The organism is Actinosynnema sp. NPDC059797 (genome assembly GCF_042732085.1).
Taxonomy (GTDB): domain Bacteria; phylum Actinomycetota; class Actinomycetes; order Mycobacteriales; family Pseudonocardiaceae; genus Actinosynnema.
Genome location: NZ_JBHWIE010000014.1, coordinates 22711 through 38092 on the forward strand (window position 1 = coordinate 22711; position 15382 = coordinate 38092).

Consider the following 15382-nt stretch of genomic DNA (forward strand, 5'->3'; position numbering starts at 1 on the left):
CGGGAGACTCCACCCGGTGGGTCGGGTCGACCGTGGAGGACTCGTGATCGCGATGGAGCACCGGTGGCGCGGCTGACCCCGGCGCCCGCGGCGCCCCGCTGGTGGATGTGGCGACCGGGCTCGGACCGGGCGGCCGCCGCGCGGGTCGCCCGCCGGCGGTTCCGGAGGGCCCAGGTGCGCCCGCTGCTGCTCCCCGCCGCCCTGGTGGCGTGCGCGTTGGCGGTGGTCGGGCCGTCGCCGTGGTGGTCGGCGGGGCTGGCGTGCGCGCCGGTGGTCGTCGTGTGCGTGGTCGCCGCCTTCCCCGGCCGCCTCACCGACCGGGACCTGGCGCTCGCCGCCCCCGGCGCCGACGTCGTGCACGAACTCCAGTTCACCGACCCGGAGCAGCGGCGGCGCGCGAGCCGGATGTGCGGGCACTTCGACGCCGTGCGCGAGCTGGACCCGAGGCGGGTGTCGCGCGTCGAGCACCAGTTGTGGCGCGCCCTGGTGTCCCTGCGCGACGCGCAGGCGACCCGGGAGTCCCTGCGCCGGACCGCGAACCGCCCCGGCCTGGCCGCCGAGCTGGCCGAGGCGACCCGGGAGCTGGGCGGGCTGGACCGGCGCGTGGACCGGTTCGCCGACGCGCTGCGCGTGCTCGCCGAGGAACTCGACCCGGAGCTGTCGGACAGCGCGCTGCGTCGCGTCGCCGCCCTCGACCCGCTCTAGGATCCCCCGGTGCTGGTCTACTCGATCCCGATGCGCAACCGGTTCCGGGGCATCGCGGTGCGCCACGGCGTGCTGCTGGAGGGCTCCGCCGGGTGGGGCGAGTTCTGCGCCTTCGAGGACTACTCCGACGCCGAGTCCGCGCCGTGGCTGGCGTGCGCGCTGGAGGCCGCCGACCAGGGCTGGCCCGCGCCGGTCCGCGCGGAGGTCCCCGTCAACTGCACGGTCCCGGTGGTGTCGCCCGAGCGCGCGCACGAGATCGTCGCGGCGTCCGGCTGCTCGACCGCCAAGGTGAAGGTCGCCGACCCGGGCACGCCGCTGCGCGACGACCTGGAGCGGGTGGCGGCCGTGCGCGACGCCCTCGGCCCGGCCGGCGCGGTCCGGGTGGACGCGAACGCGGCGTGGGACGTGGACACCGCCGTCGCCGCCGTCCGCGAGCTGGACCGCGCGGCGGGCGGGCTGGAGTACGTCGAGCAGCCGTGCCGGTCGGTCGAGGAGCTGGCGGCCGTGCGCAGGCGGGTGGACGTGCGGGTCGCGGCCGACGAGTCGATCCGGCGGGCCGAGGACCCGCTGGCCGTGGCCCTGGCGGGCGCGGCGGACGTGGCGGTGATCAAGGTCGCGCCGCTGGGCGGGGTGCGGCGGGCGCTGGCGGTGGCCGAGGCGTGCGGCCTGCCGTGCGTGGTGTCGTCGGCCGTGGAGTCGTCGGTGGGGCTGGCGGCGGGGCTGGCGCTGGCCGGCGCCCTGCCCGAGCTGGACTTCGCGTGCGGGCTGGGGACGGCGTCCCTGCTGGACGGCGACGTGACGTCCGACTCGCTGCGCCCGGTGGGCGGCCGGCTGCCGGTGCCGGTGCGGGCGCCGGCGCCCGACCTGTTCGCCGGTGTCGCCGCCGACGAGGGGACGGCGTCGCGCTGGCTCGACCGGCTCGACCGGGTCCGGGTCCTGCTCGAACGCGGAACTCCCGGGTCCTGAACGCCTGACACGCGCGGTCTGAACGCATGACACGCGCGAGCTGAACGCATGACACGCGGGTTCTGGGCGTACGACTCGCCCGGCCGGAAGGTACGACTCGCCCGACCTGAACGTACGACTCGCCCGACCTGAACGTACGACTCGCGGTGTCGGAGTGGAGGACTCGTGGTGTCCGGGTGGAGGACACGCGCGGTCAGGGGTGGGTGATGGGGGCGCCCAGGCTTCGGACCACGCCGTCGGTGCGGGTCAGGGCTTCGGTGCGGCGCGGGGTGGCGGGCACGCGGGTCAGGTCGACCACGCGGATCGGCGGGCCGAACTCGACCAGGGTCGGCACGTAGGACGCCTCGGCGACCGACCAGCCCGAGGCGCCCTTCACGAACCGGAACCGGGTGACGATGCCCTCCTCGGTGATGCCGCGCGGCTCGGAGTGGCGCGCCACCTCGTTGCCCATGCCGTAGACCACCCACTTGCCGTTGACCTGCTCGATCGGTTGCACGGCGTGCACGTGCGTGCCGATGATCAGGTCCACGGCCGGGTCGGCCAGCACCTCGCGGGCCATCTCGCGCTGCTGCGGCGTGGCCTCGTGCCGGTACTCCTCGCCCCAGTGCAGGCTCGCCACCACCACCTCCGCGCCCGCGGCGCGGGCCGCCCGCGCCGCCTCCAGCACGCCCCGCGTGGTCAGCCGGTTCGCCATCCACGGCTCCGGCAGCGGGATGCCGTTGAAGCCGTAGGTGAAGGCGATGTGCCCGACCTTCACGCCGCCGACGTCCAGCAGCAGCGGGGTCGCGGCCTCCTCCGGCGAGCGGAACGACCCGGTGTGCTCCAGGCCCGCCGCGTCCAGGGCGTCCAGCGTGGTCCTGATGGCCGGCGCGCCCCGGTCGAGGGTGTGGTTGGACGCGGTGGAGCAGCTGTCGTAGCCGATGTCCTTCAGCGCCGTCGCGACCTCGGGCGGCGCGCTGAACGCCGGGTAGCCGTAGGTGGGCGCGCCGGGCGCGGACAGCGGCGTCTCCAGGTGGCAGATGGACACGTCGGCGTCGACGGCCTGCCGCAGGCCGTCGAGCAGCGGCACGAAGTTCCGGGCGCCGTCCCGGTCGGCCTGCTCGGTCAGCGCCGGGTGGATCAGGACGTCCCCGCCCGCGGCCAGCGTGAACGACGGCGGCTCGGGCGCGGCCGAGGACGTCGTGGCCGGCGCCGTCCGGGGCGTGGTGATCACCACGGGCGAGCCGGTGCAGGCCGCGGCGGCGCAGAGCGCGGCGACGCAGGCGACCAGCCCGGGGACCGGCCGCCTGCCGCGCGCGTTCAGCGGTGCCGCCCGCGCAGGCCGCGGACCAGCAGCACCAGCGCCACCACGCCGAGCACGACCGGCAGCGCGCGCTTGAGCACGGGGACGCCGGCGGTGTCGATCAGGTCGAGGGGCTCGTCCGGCACCGCCCTCAGGTGGGGCCGGCTCTCCTGGGTAGTCACCTCCTCAGCTTCCGCCGGCGCGAGCCGCGTCGCCAGGTGTTCGGCGAACTCGGCCACGACCTTGCCGCTGACCTCGCCGATCAGGCCGCGCCCGAGCTGGGCGGGCCGGCCGGTGACGGACAGGTCGGTGACCACGGAGACGTCGGTGCCCGCCGCGCCCGGGGTCAGCGCGACCGACACGGTGGCGGACGCGGTGCCGTTGCCCCTGGTGTCCTTGCCGGTGGCCTTGAGCACGGCGGCGTGCACGCGCTCGTCGACCGAGGTGAACTCGCCCGCGCCCCGGTAGAGCAGGGTGACGGGCCCGAGCCTGACCTTGACGGTGCCGGTGAACCGCCGCCCGTCCACGCCGGTGAGGGTGGCTCCGGGCAGGCACGGCGCGACCCGCTCCGGGTCGAGCAGCGCCTCCCACACCGCCGGCACGGGTGCGGGCACGGTGAACCGGTGCTCCAGCTTCACGTCCCCACCACCGCGTCCCCCACCGCGTCCCCCGTCTCGTTCACGGCCGCGTCCACGGCCGCCGCCAGCGCCCGCCGGGTCAGCACGCGGGCCAGGTGGCGCCGGTAGTCGGCGTCGGCGTCGGCGTCCACCGGCGGGTCGGCGCCCTCGGCGGCGCGCTCGGCCGCGGCGGCGATGGCGCCCGCGTCGGCGGGCTGCCCGACCAGCGCCTCCTCCACGCCGTGCGCCCGCAGCGCGGTCGGCCCCATGTTCGTCAGCGCCACCCCGGCCCGCTCGACCCCGCCGTCCACGACCTCGACGGCCGCGGCGACGCCCACGATCGACCACGCCTGGGCGACCCGGGTGAACTTCTCGTAGTGCGCGCCCCAGCCGGTCAGCTTGGGCACGCGCACCTGCGTCAGCAGCTCGTCGGGCGCCAGGGCGGTGGTGAAGTGGTCGACGAAGAACTCCGCCGCGGGCACCTCGCGCGTGCCGCCGGGTCCCTCGCACACCATCACCGCGCCCAGCGCGAGGGCGGGCGCCGACAGGTCGCCCGCCGGGTCGGCGTGGGCGAGGGAGCCGCCGAACGTGCCCCGGTTCCGGACCTGCGCGTCGGCCACGGTGCCGGTGGCCAGGCGCAGCAGGCGGGCGTGCCCGGCGACCAGGGGGTCCCGCCGCACGTCGCGGTGCGTCGTCATGGCGCCGACGAGCAGCGAGTCGCCGTCGTCGCGCACGCCGGCCAGCCCGGTCAGCCGGGACAGGTCGACCACCAGGGCGGGCGCGGCCAGCCGCATCCGCAGCAGCGGGACGAGGCTCTGGCCGCCGGCCATGGCCTTGGCGTCCTCGCCGCCCCCGGCCAGCGCCCGCACGGCCTCCTCGACCGAGGTGGGCGCGACGTAGTCGAACGCCGCCGGGATCACCGGGCGCCCCCGTCCGCGCCGGGGGAACCGCCGGGGGAGCCGAGGCCGCCGCCGGCGCCGGGCGCGGCGGGCAGGTCGGTCCCGTGGTGGTGGATGGCGCGCCAGACCCGCATGGGCGTGCACGGCATCTCCACGTCGGTCACGCCCAGGTGCCGCACCGCGTCCACGACCGCGTTGACCACGGCCGGGGTGGACGCGATGGCGCCCGCCTCGCCGACGCCCTTCACGCCCAGCGGGTTGGACCCCGCCGGGGTCTCGGTGCGGTCGGTGGTGAAGTGCGGCAGGTCCGCGGCGGAGGGCAGCGGGTAGTCGGCGAGGGTGGCCGTGGTGAGCGTGCCGTTCTCGTCGTGCCTGGCCTCCTCGAACAGGGCCTGGGCGATGCCCTGCGCCACGCCGCCGTGCACCTGGCCCTCCACGATCAGCGGGTTGACCACCTTGCCGACGTCGTCGACGCACACGTACGAGCGAATCCGCACCGCGCCGGTCTCGGTGTCGACCTCGGCCGCGCACAGGTGGGTGCCGTGCGGGTAGGAGAAGTCGTCCGGGTCGAACGCGGCCTCGGCGTCCAGGCCGGGTTCCACGCCCTCGGGCAGGTCGTGCGCGACGTGCGCGGCGACCACCACGTCACCGAGCGACACCGCGGTGGAGGTGCCGCGCACGCCGAACGCGCCGCCGGCGAACTCGACGTCGTCCTCGCCGACCTCCAGCAGGTGCGCGGCCACGGTCCGGGCCTTGGCCAGCACCTTGTCCGCGGCCAGCGCGACCGCGGCGCCGCCGACGGCCAGCGACCGGGAGCCGTAGGTGTCCATGCCGCGGTGGGCGACGCGGGTGTCGCCGTGCAGCACCTCGACGTCCTCGAACGCCACGCCGAGCCGGTCGGCCACGATCTGGCTCCACGCCGTCACGTGGCCCTGGCCGTGCGGCGAGGTGCCGGTGACCAGCTCGACCTTGCCGGTGGGCAGCACCCGGACGGCCGCGTGCTCCCAGCCGCCCGCCGCGTACCGCAGCGCGCCGAGCACGCGGGACGGGGCGAGCCCGCACATCTCGGTGTAGGTGGAGACGCCGATGCCGAGCTGCACCGGGTCGCCCGCCGCGCGCCGCTCGGCCTGCTCGGCGCGCAGCGCGTCGTAGCCGAACAGCTCGCGGGCGCGGGCGGTGGCGGCCTCGTAGTTCCCGGTGTCGTAGGTCAGGCCGGAGACCGTGGTGAACGGGAACTCCTCGTGCCGGATCCAGTTCTGCTCGCGCAGCTCCAGCGGGTCCCGGCCCAGCTCGGCGGCCAGCTCGTCCATCAGCCGCTCGACCGCGAAGGTGGCCTCGGGCCGGCCCGCGCCGCGGTAGGCGTCGGTCGGCACCTTGTTGGTGAACACGTCCGTGCAGGTGAAGCGGTAGGCGGCGAACTTGTAGATGGCGTTGAACATGAACGCGCCCAGGATCGGCACGCCCGGCGTGAGCAGGCGCAGGTAGGCGCCCATGTCGGCGAGCAGGTCCACCTCCAGGCCGGTGACGGTGCCGTCGCGGCGGGCGGCGAGGGTCAGGCGCTGCACCTGGTCGCGGCCGTGGTGGCCGCACAGCATCGACTCGGTGCGCGTCTCGGTCCACTTCACCGGTTTGCCGAGGCGGCGGGCCACCAGCAGGGTCAGCACCTCCTCGGGCGTGACCTGGAGCTTGCCGCCGAAGCCGCCGCCGACGTCGGGCGCGATCACCCGGAGCCGCTGCTCGGGGATGCCGGTGACGGCGGCCAGCATCCAGCGCAGGACGTGCGGCACCTGCGTGGACGACCACACGGTGAACGAGTCCGGCGCCGGGTCCACCACCACCGAGCGGGGCTCCAGGAACGCGGGGATCAGCCGCTGCTGCCGGAACGTGCGCCTGATGACGACCTCGGCGTCCGCGATCGCCCGGTCGACGTCGCCGCCGGTGCCCGCCTCGGCGGAGTCGAACACCCAGGTGGCGCAGGCGTTCGTGCCCAGGTCGGCGTGCACGGCGTCGGCCCCGTCGGCGGCCGCGGCCACCACGTCGAGCACGACCGGCAGCTCCTCGTAGTCCACGTCGACCGCGGCCAGCGCGTCCTGCGCCTCGGCCGCGCCGCGGGCCACGACCAGCGCCACGGCCTCGCCCGCGAAGTTGACCTCGTCCACGGCCAGCGCCGGCGCGGGCGGGATCAGGATGTCCTCGGTGATCGGCCACGCGCACGGCAGGCTGCCCTGCTCGTCGGCCAGGTCGCGGCCGGTGAGCACGGCCAGCACGCCGGGCATCCGGGCGGCGGCGGTGACGTCGACCGAGGTGATCCGGGCGTGCGCGACGGGGCTGCGCAGCACCGCCAGGTGCAGCATCCCGGGTAATTGGAGGTTGTCGGTCCACCGGGTCGCGCCGGTGATCAGCCGGGCGTCCTCCTTGCGGCGGCGGGCCTTCCCGATCTCGGGTTCCGCGGTGGCGGTCATGCCGCGCCACCCGCGCCCGTGCCGGCGGTGCTCGGGTCGGCGGTGCTCGGGCCGGCGGTGCTCGGGCCGGCGGCGCCGGTCCGGGCGGCGTTCATCCGGGTGGCGGCGTCGCGGACCGCGCGGACGATGTTCTGGTAGCCGGTGCAGCGGCAGAGGTTGCCCCCCAGGCCGCGGCGGACGGCGTGCTCGTCGGGGTCGGGGTCCTCGGCCAGCAGGTCGACGGCCCGCATGATCATGCCGGGGGTGCAGAAGCCGCACTGGAGCGCGTGGTTGTCGTGGAACGCCCGCTGCACGGGGTGGAGCCGGCCGTCGCGGGCCAGCCCCTCGACGGTGGTCACCTCCCGGCCGTCGGCCTGCACCGCGAGCACGGCGCACGACTTCACGCTGCGGCCGTCCAGGTGGACGGTGCAGGAGCCGCAGCTGCTGGTGTCGCAGCCGACGACGGTGCCGGTCTTGCCGAGTTGTTCCCGCAGGTGGTGGACCAGCAGCACGCGGGGTTCGACCTCGTCGCTGTAGGCCACCCCGTCCACGGTGACGGTGATCCGCATGAACCCTCCCGACGGTGGTGGTGATGGGCGTCACACCGAGCCTGCTACCGGTTGCCGCGTCAAACAACCCCGCCAGCCTCAACCGTGGATGGCGCCCCCCGTCCGGCTCAGGCGCCCGCCGGCGCCGCCCCAGCGCAGGGCGATGATCTCGGCGGCGATCGAGACGGCCGTCTCCTCGGGCGTGCGGGCGCCCAGGTCCAGGCCGATCGGCGAGGACAGCCGGGCCAGGGCGTCCTCCTCCACGCCCGCCTCGCGCAGGCGGCGCAGCCGGTCGTCGTGGGTGCGGCGGGAGCCCATCGCGCCCACGTAGCCGAGGTCGAGCCGCAGCGCGACCTCCAGCAGCGGCACGTCGAACTTCGGGTCGTGGGTGAGCACCGCGACCACCGTGCGCCCGTCGACCTCCCCGGCCTCTGCCTGCGCGGCGAGGTAGCGGTGCGGCCAGTCCACGACCACCTCGTCGGCGCCCGGGAACCTGGTCCGCGTCGCGAACACCGGCCGCGCGTCGCACACCGTGACGCGGTAGCCGAGGAACGAGCCGAGCCGCGCCACGGCGGCGGCGAAGTCGATCGCGCCGAACACCAGCATCCGGGGCGGCGGTTCGAACGAGTTGACGAACACGGCCAGGCCCTCGCCGCGCCGCTGCCCGTCCGGCCCGTAGCGCAGGGTGCCGCTGCGGCCGGCGGCGAGCAGGCCGCGCGCGTCGTCGGCGACGGCGTCCCGCGCCCGGTCGGACGGCACGTCCCCCGCCACCCGGTCGGGCCACACGACCAGGCGGCGGCCGACCCACTCGGGGTGCTCGACGACCGTGGCCACGGCGACGGGCTCGCCGGCCCGCACCGAGGCGACCACCCCGGCCAGCTCGGGGAAGGTGCCCGGACCGACCGGCTCGACGTAGACGTCGATGATCCCGCCGCAGGTCAGGCCGACCGCGAAGGCGTCGTCGTCGCTCACCCCGTACCGCTGGAGCACCGGCCGGCCGGCCGCGACCACCTGCCCCGCCAGCTCGTAGACCGCGCCCTCGACGCAGCCGCCGGACACGCTGCCGACCACCTCGCCGTCGGCGCCGACCAGCATGGCCGCGCCGGGCGGGCGGGGCGCGGAGCTGAACGTGGCCACGACGGTGCCGACGCCCACGGTCTCCCCCCGTTCGACGCGACGGGCCAGTTCGTCGAGGACATCACGCAAGTCGAACCTCCTCCAGCAGTTCCCGCAGGGTGTCGAGGCTGTGCCCGGCCAGCAACCGGTCCACGTGGGGCAGGGCGGCGGCGATGCCGGACTGCACCGGCAGGTACCCGTCGTGGCCCGCGTGCGGGTTGACCCAGACGACCCGGTGCGCCAGCCGCGCGAGCCGCCGCGCCTGCTCGGCCAGCAGCGCCGGGTCGCCGCGCTCCCACCCGTCCGAGCAGATCACCACGACCGCCCCCCGCGCGACGCCGCGCTGCCCCCACCGGTCGAGGAACGCCCGGAGCGTCTCGCCGAGCCGGGTGCCGCCCTCGAAGTCGGGCACGGCGCGGGCCGCCGCGGCGAGCGCCCGCTCGGGGTCGCGGTGGCGGAGCTGGCGGGTGACGCGGGTGAGCCGGGTGCCGAGCGTGCAGACCTCCGCGGGCATCGCGCGGGCGACGACGTGGGCGAACCGGAGCAGCGCGTCGGCGTAGGGCTTCATCGAGCCGGAGACGTCGACCAGCAGCACGACCCGGCGCGGCCGGTCGGCGCGGCGGCGGCGCGCGAGCCGGACCGGTTCGCCGGTGGCGAGCAGGGCGCGCAGGGTGCGGCGCGGGTCCAGGTCGCCCCTCCGCGCGGGTTCGGCGCGCAGGGCCCGGCGCCGGGGCGCGACGGGCCGCAGGGCGTCCAGCAGCTCGCCCAGGTGCCGCTTCTCCGCCGGGCCGAGCGCGGCGATGTCCCGGTGGCGCAGCACCTCCGCGTCGCTGGCGGCGACCTTCAGGGCGGGCGAGGGCCCGTGCCGCCCGTCGCCGGCGGCCAGGGCGGCGGGGTCGCCGGTCCGGCGGGTGCGGGCGTGCGGCGGCCGGGCTCGGGCGCCGCCGAACCAGGCGGTGAACGCGGCGTCGTAGCGGGGCAGGTCGTCGGGTTCGGAGCACAGCGTGAGCCGGCCGGCCCAGTAGACGCGCTCCGCGGTGAGGTCGAGGTGGCCGAGGGCGCCGACGAAGGCCCGCACCCGGTCCGGGCCGCACGCCACGCCGGCGTGCCGGAGCGCGTGGGCGAAACCCACGAGCCCGGTCACCGCGCCGGTGTCGGTCATCGCCCGATTGTGCGCGCGGTCAGCCGGCGAGGACACCGGCCGAAAGGGCGCGCCGGGTGTCCTCCCGGTACTTCAGCACCGCGCCGAGCGTGGCGGCGGCGGTCTCGGCGTCCAGTTCGGTGCGCCCCAGGGCGAGCAGCGCCGCCGCCCAGTCGATCGACTCGGCGACACCGGGCGGCTTGACCAGGTCCAGCTCGCGCAGCCGCCGCACGGCCCCGGCGACCTGGGTGGCCAGGCGCTCGTCGACGCCAGGCAGCCCGCGGCGCAGGATGGCGACCTCCCGGGCCAGGTCGGGGTGGTCCAGCCAGTGGTAGAGGCAGCGGCGCTTGAGCGCGTCGTGGACCTCGCGCGTGCGGTTGGAGGTCAGTACCACCAGCGGCGGGGTGGCGGCGGTGACGCGGCCCAGCTCGGGGATCGTCACCGCGTTCTCGCCCAGCACCTCCAGCAGGAACGCCTCGAACTCGTCGTCGGCCCGGTCGACCTCGTCGACCAGCAGCACGCACGGCGCCTCCTCCAGGGCCTGGAGGAGCGGGCGGGCGAGCAGGAAGCGGCGCGTGTAGAGGGACGCCTCGGCGGCTCCGGCGTCCACCGGGCCGGCCGCCTCCAGGGCGCGCAGGTGCAGCAGCTGGCGCGGGAAGTCCCAGTCGTAGAGGGCCTGGGAGGCGTCGATGCCCTCGTGGCACTGCAGGCGGATCAGCGGCAGGTCCAGGGCCCGCGCGAGGGCGACGGCGAGGGAGGTCTTGCCGGTGCCCGGCTCGCCCTCGCAGAACAGGGGGCGGTGCATCCGCAGGGCGAGGAAGGCGGCGGTCGCGAGGCCCGGGTCGGCCAGGTAGCCGACGCGGTCCAGCTCCTCGGCCAGCTCTTCGGGCGTCACGACCACGAGGGTAGGCGGGTCGGGGGTCCGGGCAAGGCCGTGGTGGAACCCCGAGGCCGAACCAGGGTCGGTCCCCGATGTGCGGGGCGCCCCGGTCCAGCACTCTTGAGCCATGACGAACGACGTGATCGACCAGGCCACCGACAAGGTCAGGAAGCTCCGCCGCAGCCGGGGGGACCGGATGCTCGCGGGCGTGTGCGGCGGCGTCGCGAAGCTCCTCGGCGTGGACGCGGCGCTGCTGCGGATCCTGCTGGTCGCGGCCACCCTGTTCGGGTTCGGCGCGGGCGCGGTGCTGTACCTCGCGTGCTGGTTCCTCGTCCCGGAGGAGGACTGAGCCCGGGCGGGCTCACCGGGGGAACCCCGGCACGCCGGGGAGCGCCTGCCACGGCCGCGGGCCGTCGAGGGGGCGGTACTCGACGCCGAGCGCGTCGAGCCGCGGCAGGTGGTGCTCGGCCAGCCGGGCCAGGAACTCCGCCTCGTCGCGGTCCGGGGGGCTCCACACGACCTCGGCGAAGGCGCTCAGCCGGGGGAACGCGGCGTAGTCCAGCCGCCGGGGTGAGTCGAGGTGCTCGGTCCACAGGTTCGCCTGCGCGCCGAGCACCCGGTCGGCCGCCGCGGGCTCGTACCGGTACACGTCCGCCAGGGTGGTGACGGTGCCGACGGGGATCGGCTCGTCGGGGCGGTCGGACTGGCGGTAGTCCAGGTAGACGTGCTCCTCCGGGCACATCACCACGTCGTGGCCGCGGTCCAGGGCCCGCAGGCCGGGCTCCTCGCCGCGCCACGACGCGACGACCGTCGAGGCCGGCAGCGGACCGGTGTCCAGCACCTCGTCCCACCCGAACGGCCGCCGCCCGCGCTCGACGAGGTGCTGCGCGACGCGCCGGACGAACCGCCCGTCACCGCCCTCGGCCTCGTCGCCGCCCAGGCCGACGACCTCGCCCGGGAACACCTCCAGCAGCTCGTCGAACACGTCCAGGTAGAACTCGACGGTGGCCTCGTCGGCCTTGAGCACGTTGGGGTTGACGCCCCAGTCCGTCCACACCGGACCGCCGGCGACGCCCAGCTCCGGGTAGGCGGCGATGGCGGCCTGGCTGTGGCCGGGCACGTCGACCTCCGGGACGACGGTGATGTGCCGGTCGGCCGCGTAGGAGACGACCTCCCGCAGGTCGTCCTGCGTGTAGTAGCCGCCGTGAGGCCGCCCGGCCGTGCCGCCCGACCTGCGGTCGCCGAACCGCGAGTCGGGCCGCCAGCCGCCGACCTCGTGCAGGCGGGGGTGGCGCTTCGACTCGAACCGCCACCCCTGGTCGTCGGTCAGGTGCAGGTGCAGCACGTTCAACCGGTGCACCGCCAGCAGGTCGACGTACCTCAGCAGGTCGTGCTTCGGCAGGAAGTGCCGGGCCACGTCGAGCATCACGCCGCGCCACGCGAACCGCGGGTGGTCGACCACCTCGCACACCGGCAGCCGCACCGGTCCCGGCGGCACGGCCCGGAACGCGGCGGGCCCGCTGAGCTGCCGCAACGCCTGCCGCGCGTAGAACTCGCCCGCCGCGTCGGACGCCTGGACGCGCACGCCGTGCTCGCGCGTCACGGACAGCCGGTAGCCCTCGGCGGGCCCGGCGACGCGCTCGACGCGGAAGTCGCCGCGGAAGTCGACCTCCGTCCCGTCGGCGGTCCACGAGACGGGTCGCGGCAGCAGGATCACGACTTCACCGCCCCGGCCAGGCCCGCGACGAGCCGCCGCTGCACGATGATGAAGAACAGCAGCACGGGAATCGTCATCAGCGTCGATCCGGCCATGATCGCCCCCCAGTCGTTCTGGTCGGGTTTCACGAACACCTGCAGCGCCAGCGGCAGCGTCTGGTTCTCCGCGGCGGAGATGATGAAGGTCTTGGCGAAGAGGAAGTCGTTCCACGCGTGGATGAACGACAGCACGCTGGTCGCCACCAGGCCCGGTGCCACCAGCGGGAACAGCACCTGCCACAGGAACCGGAAGCGGGACGCCCCGTCCAGGGTGGCGGCCTCCTCCAGCTCGACGGGCACGGCCGCGACGAACCCGCGCAGCATCCAGATCGCGAACGGCAGGCTGAACGCCAGGTGCACCAGCACCAGCGAGCCGAGGTGGTTGAGCCCGAACACGGGCGCCACGTCGCGCACCGACCGCATCACGAAGAACAGCGGGATGGTCAGCGCCTCCACCGGCACCATCTGCACCACCAGCAGCATCACCAGCATGGTGGTGCGGCCGCGGAACCGGAACCGGGTCAGCGCGGTGGCCGCCAGGAACGACACCAGCAGGCTCAGCAGCACCACCGCGACGGCCACCACGAGGCTGTTGAGCAGGTAGCGGCCGAAGCTCTGCACGGTCAGCGCCCGCACGAAGCTGTCGAGCGTCGGCGCGAGCGTCCACGGCCGCGGGTCGGCCGAGATGACCTCGGCCTCCGGTTTGAACGCGGTCAGCACCATCCAGTACAGCGGGAACGCGACGACCGCGGCCACCACGACGGTGACGGTCTCGGCGATCCCCCGGGACGTTCCCCGCTTCACAGGACCTCCCCGCTCCGCCGCAGCGCCCGCAGGTAGCCGACGGTGACCAGCAGCAGGATCACGGTCGTGACCACGCCGATCGCCGCGCCCAGCCCGTACTCGGAGGCGGCGAACGCCTGCTGGTAGGCGAAGACGTTGAGCACGAGGTTGCGCCCGGCGATGCCGCCGCCGTTGGTCATGATGTAGATCTGGGTGAACACCTTGAAGTCCCAGATGATCGACTGGATGGTCACCACGATCAGCAGCGGCCGCAGCAGGGGCAGGATGACGTTGGTGGCGGTCCGGAACGTGGACGCGCCGTCCAGCGCCGCCGCCTCCAGCACCTCGCCGGGGATGGCCTTGATGCCCGCGTACAGGGTGACCATGACGAACGGGAACGAGCACCAGATCACCTGCGCGGCGACCAGGCCGAACGCGACCCACCGGTCGTAGGTCCAGGAGAAGCCGGTGGTGCCCAGCAGCTCGTTGACGAAGCCGAGGTTCGCGTCGAACAGGAACAGCCAGATCGTGGACCCGGCGACAGCGGGGGTGGCCCAGGCGCCGAGCGCGGCCAGGAACAGCACCGTCCGGGCCCAGGCGCGGACCCTGGTGGCCAGCACCGCGAGGGCGGCGCCGACCAGCAGGGTCCCCGTCACGCACACGGCCGCGAACCCGACGGTCTGCCCGAGCACGGCCCAGAACCGGTCGTCGGCGAGCAGGTTCGCGTAGTTGGCCAGGCCCAGGAACTCCAGCGGCGCGCCGCCGCTGACCTGCTCCTGGCCGTAGTCGTAGAGCGAGATGAGCACGAGCTGGTAGATCGGGTAGCCCATCAGCCCGACCAGGATGAGCAGCGCCGGGGCGAGGTAGGTCAGCGCGACCCGGCCGTCGCCCCGCTTCTTCCGCGGCGGCGCCGCCCGGGACGGGTCCTCCCGGGCGGTCGCCTCGCGCGCGGTCGCGGTGCCGGCCGTCATGAACCGAACGCGGCGTTCATCTCGTCGGCCGCCGCCTTGGCCGCGGTGTCGAGGTCCTCGCCCGCCGCGGCCACCTTCTGGAGCAGGTTGGGCAGCACGGCCTGGGCGTCGACCTTGGCCCAGTCCGGGGTGACCGGCACGAACCTGGTGCCCGCCTCCAGGGTCTGGATGAACGGCTCCAGCGCCGGGTTGGCCGCGGCGACCTCCTTCTGCACGTCGCCGAAGGTGGGCAGGTTGCCCATGGCGTCGAACATCTTGCGCTGGTAGGCCTTGCCGCCGAGGAGCTGGACGAACTCGGTGGCGAGGGTCTTGCGCTGGGAGCCGTTGAGCACGCCGAGCAGGTTGCCGCCGGCGAACGCGGGCGCGATCGAGCCGGGGGTCTTGCCGGGCAGCGGCACCACGGCGTACTTGCCGGCGGCGCTGGAGGCGTCGACGGACTTGCGGTTGAAGTCGCCGCCGATGACCATCGCGGCCTTGCCCGCGCGGAAGGCCTCCACGCTGGCGTCGCCGCCGTTGCCCGCGCACTGGGCGGGCGGGCAGATGTCGTCGGCGATCAGCTCGGTGTACTGGCGCAGACCGGCCTTGGACTCGGCGCTGTCGATGGCGGAGACGTACCCGCCGTTCTCCTCCCGGGCGATGTCGCCGCCGTTGGCCCACACGAACGGCATGGCGCCGTAGGTGTACTTGCCGCCGGCGGAGATGCCGAGCAGGTCGGGCTTCGCCTCGCGGATGCGGCGGGCGAGCGGCGCGATCTCGTCGAGCGTGGCGGGCGGCTGGAGGTTCAGCTCCTGGAAGACGTCGGTGCGGTAGTAGAGCGCGCGCACGCCGACGTACCAGGGGACGCCGTAGACCTTGTCGTCCACCTTGCCGGTGTCGAGCACGGCGGGCAGGAGGTCCTTGCCCTCGTCCCACTTGGTCACGTCGATCTCGGCGAACCCGCCGCCGGCGACGTACCCGGCGAGGTCGGTGTTGCCGAACTCGGCCACGTCGGGGGCGCTCTGCGGGTCGCTGAAGGCGGCCTTGAAGCGCTCGGCGCGGGTCTGGACCTGGATGTACTGGACGTCGACCGTGACGCCCTGGTGGGCGTTCTGGAACTCGGTGACGGCCTCCTTCACCACCGCTTCCTTGGGGCCCCGGTTGACCTCGTCGAACAACCAGACCCGGAGCTGACCGGTCTGCTCGTCGGAGCCGGTGGTAGCCGGACCGGACTGGACCGGGGCGCACCCGGCCAGCACGGCGGCACCCACGGCCGCTGCTGCTACTGCGAACCGCATCCTC

Annotated in this window: 15 protein-coding genes; 3 read left to right on the forward strand and 12 right to left on the reverse strand. The window is 75.2% G+C overall.

Annotated elements, in window-relative coordinates; translation table 11 throughout:
* Positions 1-63 precede the first annotated feature (63 nt).
* Together ACFV4N_RS06925 and ACFV4N_RS06930 are read left to right on the forward strand one after the other, a co-directional pair.
* Positions 64-705, forward strand: coding sequence for a hypothetical protein (locus tag ACFV4N_RS06925; protein WP_499671556.1), 642 nt, complete (start codon positions 64-66; stop codon positions 703-705).
* 9 nt (positions 706-714) lie between these two features.
* Positions 715-1671, forward strand: coding sequence for an o-succinylbenzoate synthase (locus ACFV4N_RS06930; RefSeq protein WP_499671557.1), 957 nt, complete (start codon positions 715-717; stop codon positions 1669-1671).
* 193 nt (positions 1672-1864) lie between these two features.
* Here ACFV4N_RS06930 and ACFV4N_RS06935 read toward each other — a convergent pair whose 3' ends face one another.
* From ACFV4N_RS06935 to ACFV4N_RS06970, 8 genes are all read right to left on the reverse strand, one after another.
* Positions 1865-2887: a CapA family protein gene (locus ACFV4N_RS06935; RefSeq protein WP_499671558.1), complete on the reverse strand. Its 1023-nt coding sequence runs from the start codon at positions 2885-2887 to the stop codon at positions 1865-1867.
* An 83-nt stretch (positions 2888-2970) separates the two neighbouring features.
* Positions 2971-3591: an SRPBCC family protein gene (locus ACFV4N_RS06940; protein ID WP_499671559.1), complete on the reverse strand. Its 621-nt coding sequence runs from the start codon at positions 3589-3591 to the stop codon at positions 2971-2973.
* A complete protein-coding gene (locus ACFV4N_RS06945; RefSeq protein WP_499671560.1) occupies positions 3588-4490 on the reverse strand; it encodes an FAD binding domain-containing protein in 903 nt (300 codons plus the stop codon). Before ACFV4N_RS06945 ends, ACFV4N_RS06940 begins: the two co-directional genes overlap by 4 nt.
* Positions 4487-6931, reverse strand: a complete 2445-nt coding sequence (locus ACFV4N_RS06950) for a xanthine dehydrogenase family protein molybdopterin-binding subunit (RefSeq protein WP_499671561.1) — start codon at positions 6929-6931, stop codon at positions 4487-4489. The genes ACFV4N_RS06945 and ACFV4N_RS06950 overlap by 4 nt, the downstream gene beginning before the upstream one ends.
* A complete protein-coding gene (locus ACFV4N_RS06955) occupies positions 6928-7479 on the reverse strand; it encodes a (2Fe-2S)-binding protein (RefSeq protein ID WP_499671562.1) in 552 nt (183 codons plus the stop codon). Before ACFV4N_RS06955 ends, ACFV4N_RS06950 begins: the two co-directional genes overlap by 4 nt.
* 78 nt (positions 7480-7557) lie before the next feature.
* Entirely contained in the window at positions 7558-8664 is a 1107-nt protein-coding gene (locus ACFV4N_RS06960; protein ID WP_499671563.1) for an XdhC family protein, read from the reverse strand.
* Complete coding sequence (locus ACFV4N_RS06965; protein ID WP_499671564.1) at positions 8657-9736, reverse strand: vWA domain-containing protein; 1080 nt, start codon at positions 9734-9736, stop codon at positions 8657-8659. The genes ACFV4N_RS06960 and ACFV4N_RS06965 overlap by 8 nt, the downstream gene beginning before the upstream one ends.
* A 19-nt stretch (positions 9737-9755) precedes the next feature.
* Positions 9756-10616, reverse strand: coding sequence for an AAA family ATPase (locus ACFV4N_RS06970; RefSeq protein ID WP_499671565.1), 861 nt, complete (start codon positions 10614-10616; stop codon positions 9756-9758).
* A 106-nt stretch (positions 10617-10722) separates the two neighbouring features.
* On the opposite strand from ACFV4N_RS06970, the gene ACFV4N_RS06975 reads away from it, so the two are divergent.
* Complete coding sequence (locus ACFV4N_RS06975; protein WP_380638173.1) at positions 10723-10944, forward strand: PspC domain-containing protein; 222 nt, start codon at positions 10723-10725, stop codon at positions 10942-10944.
* Between the two features lie 12 nt (positions 10945-10956).
* Here ACFV4N_RS06975 and ACFV4N_RS06980 read toward each other — a convergent pair whose 3' ends face one another.
* From ACFV4N_RS06980 to ACFV4N_RS06995, 4 genes are read right to left on the reverse strand one after another with little or no spacing between them, the layout of a single operon-like run.
* Positions 10957-12312: a beta-N-acetylhexosaminidase gene (locus ACFV4N_RS06980; protein ID WP_499671566.1), complete on the reverse strand. Its 1356-nt coding sequence runs from the start codon at positions 12310-12312 to the stop codon at positions 10957-10959.
* Positions 12309-13154: a carbohydrate ABC transporter permease gene (locus ACFV4N_RS06985; RefSeq protein ID WP_499671567.1), complete on the reverse strand. Its 846-nt coding sequence runs from the start codon at positions 13152-13154 to the stop codon at positions 12309-12311. Before ACFV4N_RS06985 ends, ACFV4N_RS06980 begins: the two co-directional genes overlap by 4 nt.
* Positions 13151-14104, reverse strand: coding sequence for a carbohydrate ABC transporter permease (locus tag ACFV4N_RS06990; protein ID WP_499671568.1), 954 nt, complete (start codon positions 14102-14104; stop codon positions 13151-13153). The genes ACFV4N_RS06985 and ACFV4N_RS06990 overlap by 4 nt, the downstream gene beginning before the upstream one ends.
* Positions 14101-15378, reverse strand: coding sequence for an extracellular solute-binding protein (locus tag ACFV4N_RS06995; RefSeq protein ID WP_499671569.1), 1278 nt, complete (start codon positions 15376-15378; stop codon positions 14101-14103). Before ACFV4N_RS06995 ends, ACFV4N_RS06990 begins: the two co-directional genes overlap by 4 nt.
* Positions 15379-15382: the final 4 nt, after the last annotated feature.

Bases quoted from the DNA above. Each gene is read 5' to 3' on its own strand.
- ACFV4N_RS06950 (WP_499671561.1), bottom strand. From the start codon at position 6,931: ATGACCGCCACCGCGGAACCCGAGATCGGGAAGGCCCGCCGCCGCAAG.
- ACFV4N_RS06955 (WP_499671562.1), bottom strand. From the start codon at position 7,479: ATGCGGATCACCGTCACCGTGGACGGGGTGGCCTACAGCGACGAGGTC.
- ACFV4N_RS06975 (WP_380638173.1), top strand. From the start codon at position 10,723: ATGACGAACGACGTGATCGACCAGGCCACCGACAAGGTCAGGAAGCTC.
- ACFV4N_RS06995 (WP_499671569.1), bottom strand. From the start codon at position 15,378: ATGCGGTTCGCAGTAGCAGCAGCGGCCGTGGGTGCCGCCGTGCTGGCC.
- ACFV4N_RS06965 (WP_499671564.1), bottom strand. From the start codon at position 9,736: ATGACCGACACCGGCGCGGTGACCGGGCTCGTGGGTTTCGCCCACGCG.
- ACFV4N_RS06990 (WP_499671568.1), bottom strand. From the start codon at position 14,104: ATGACGGCCGGCACCGCGACCGCGCGCGAGGCGACCGCCCGGGAGGAC.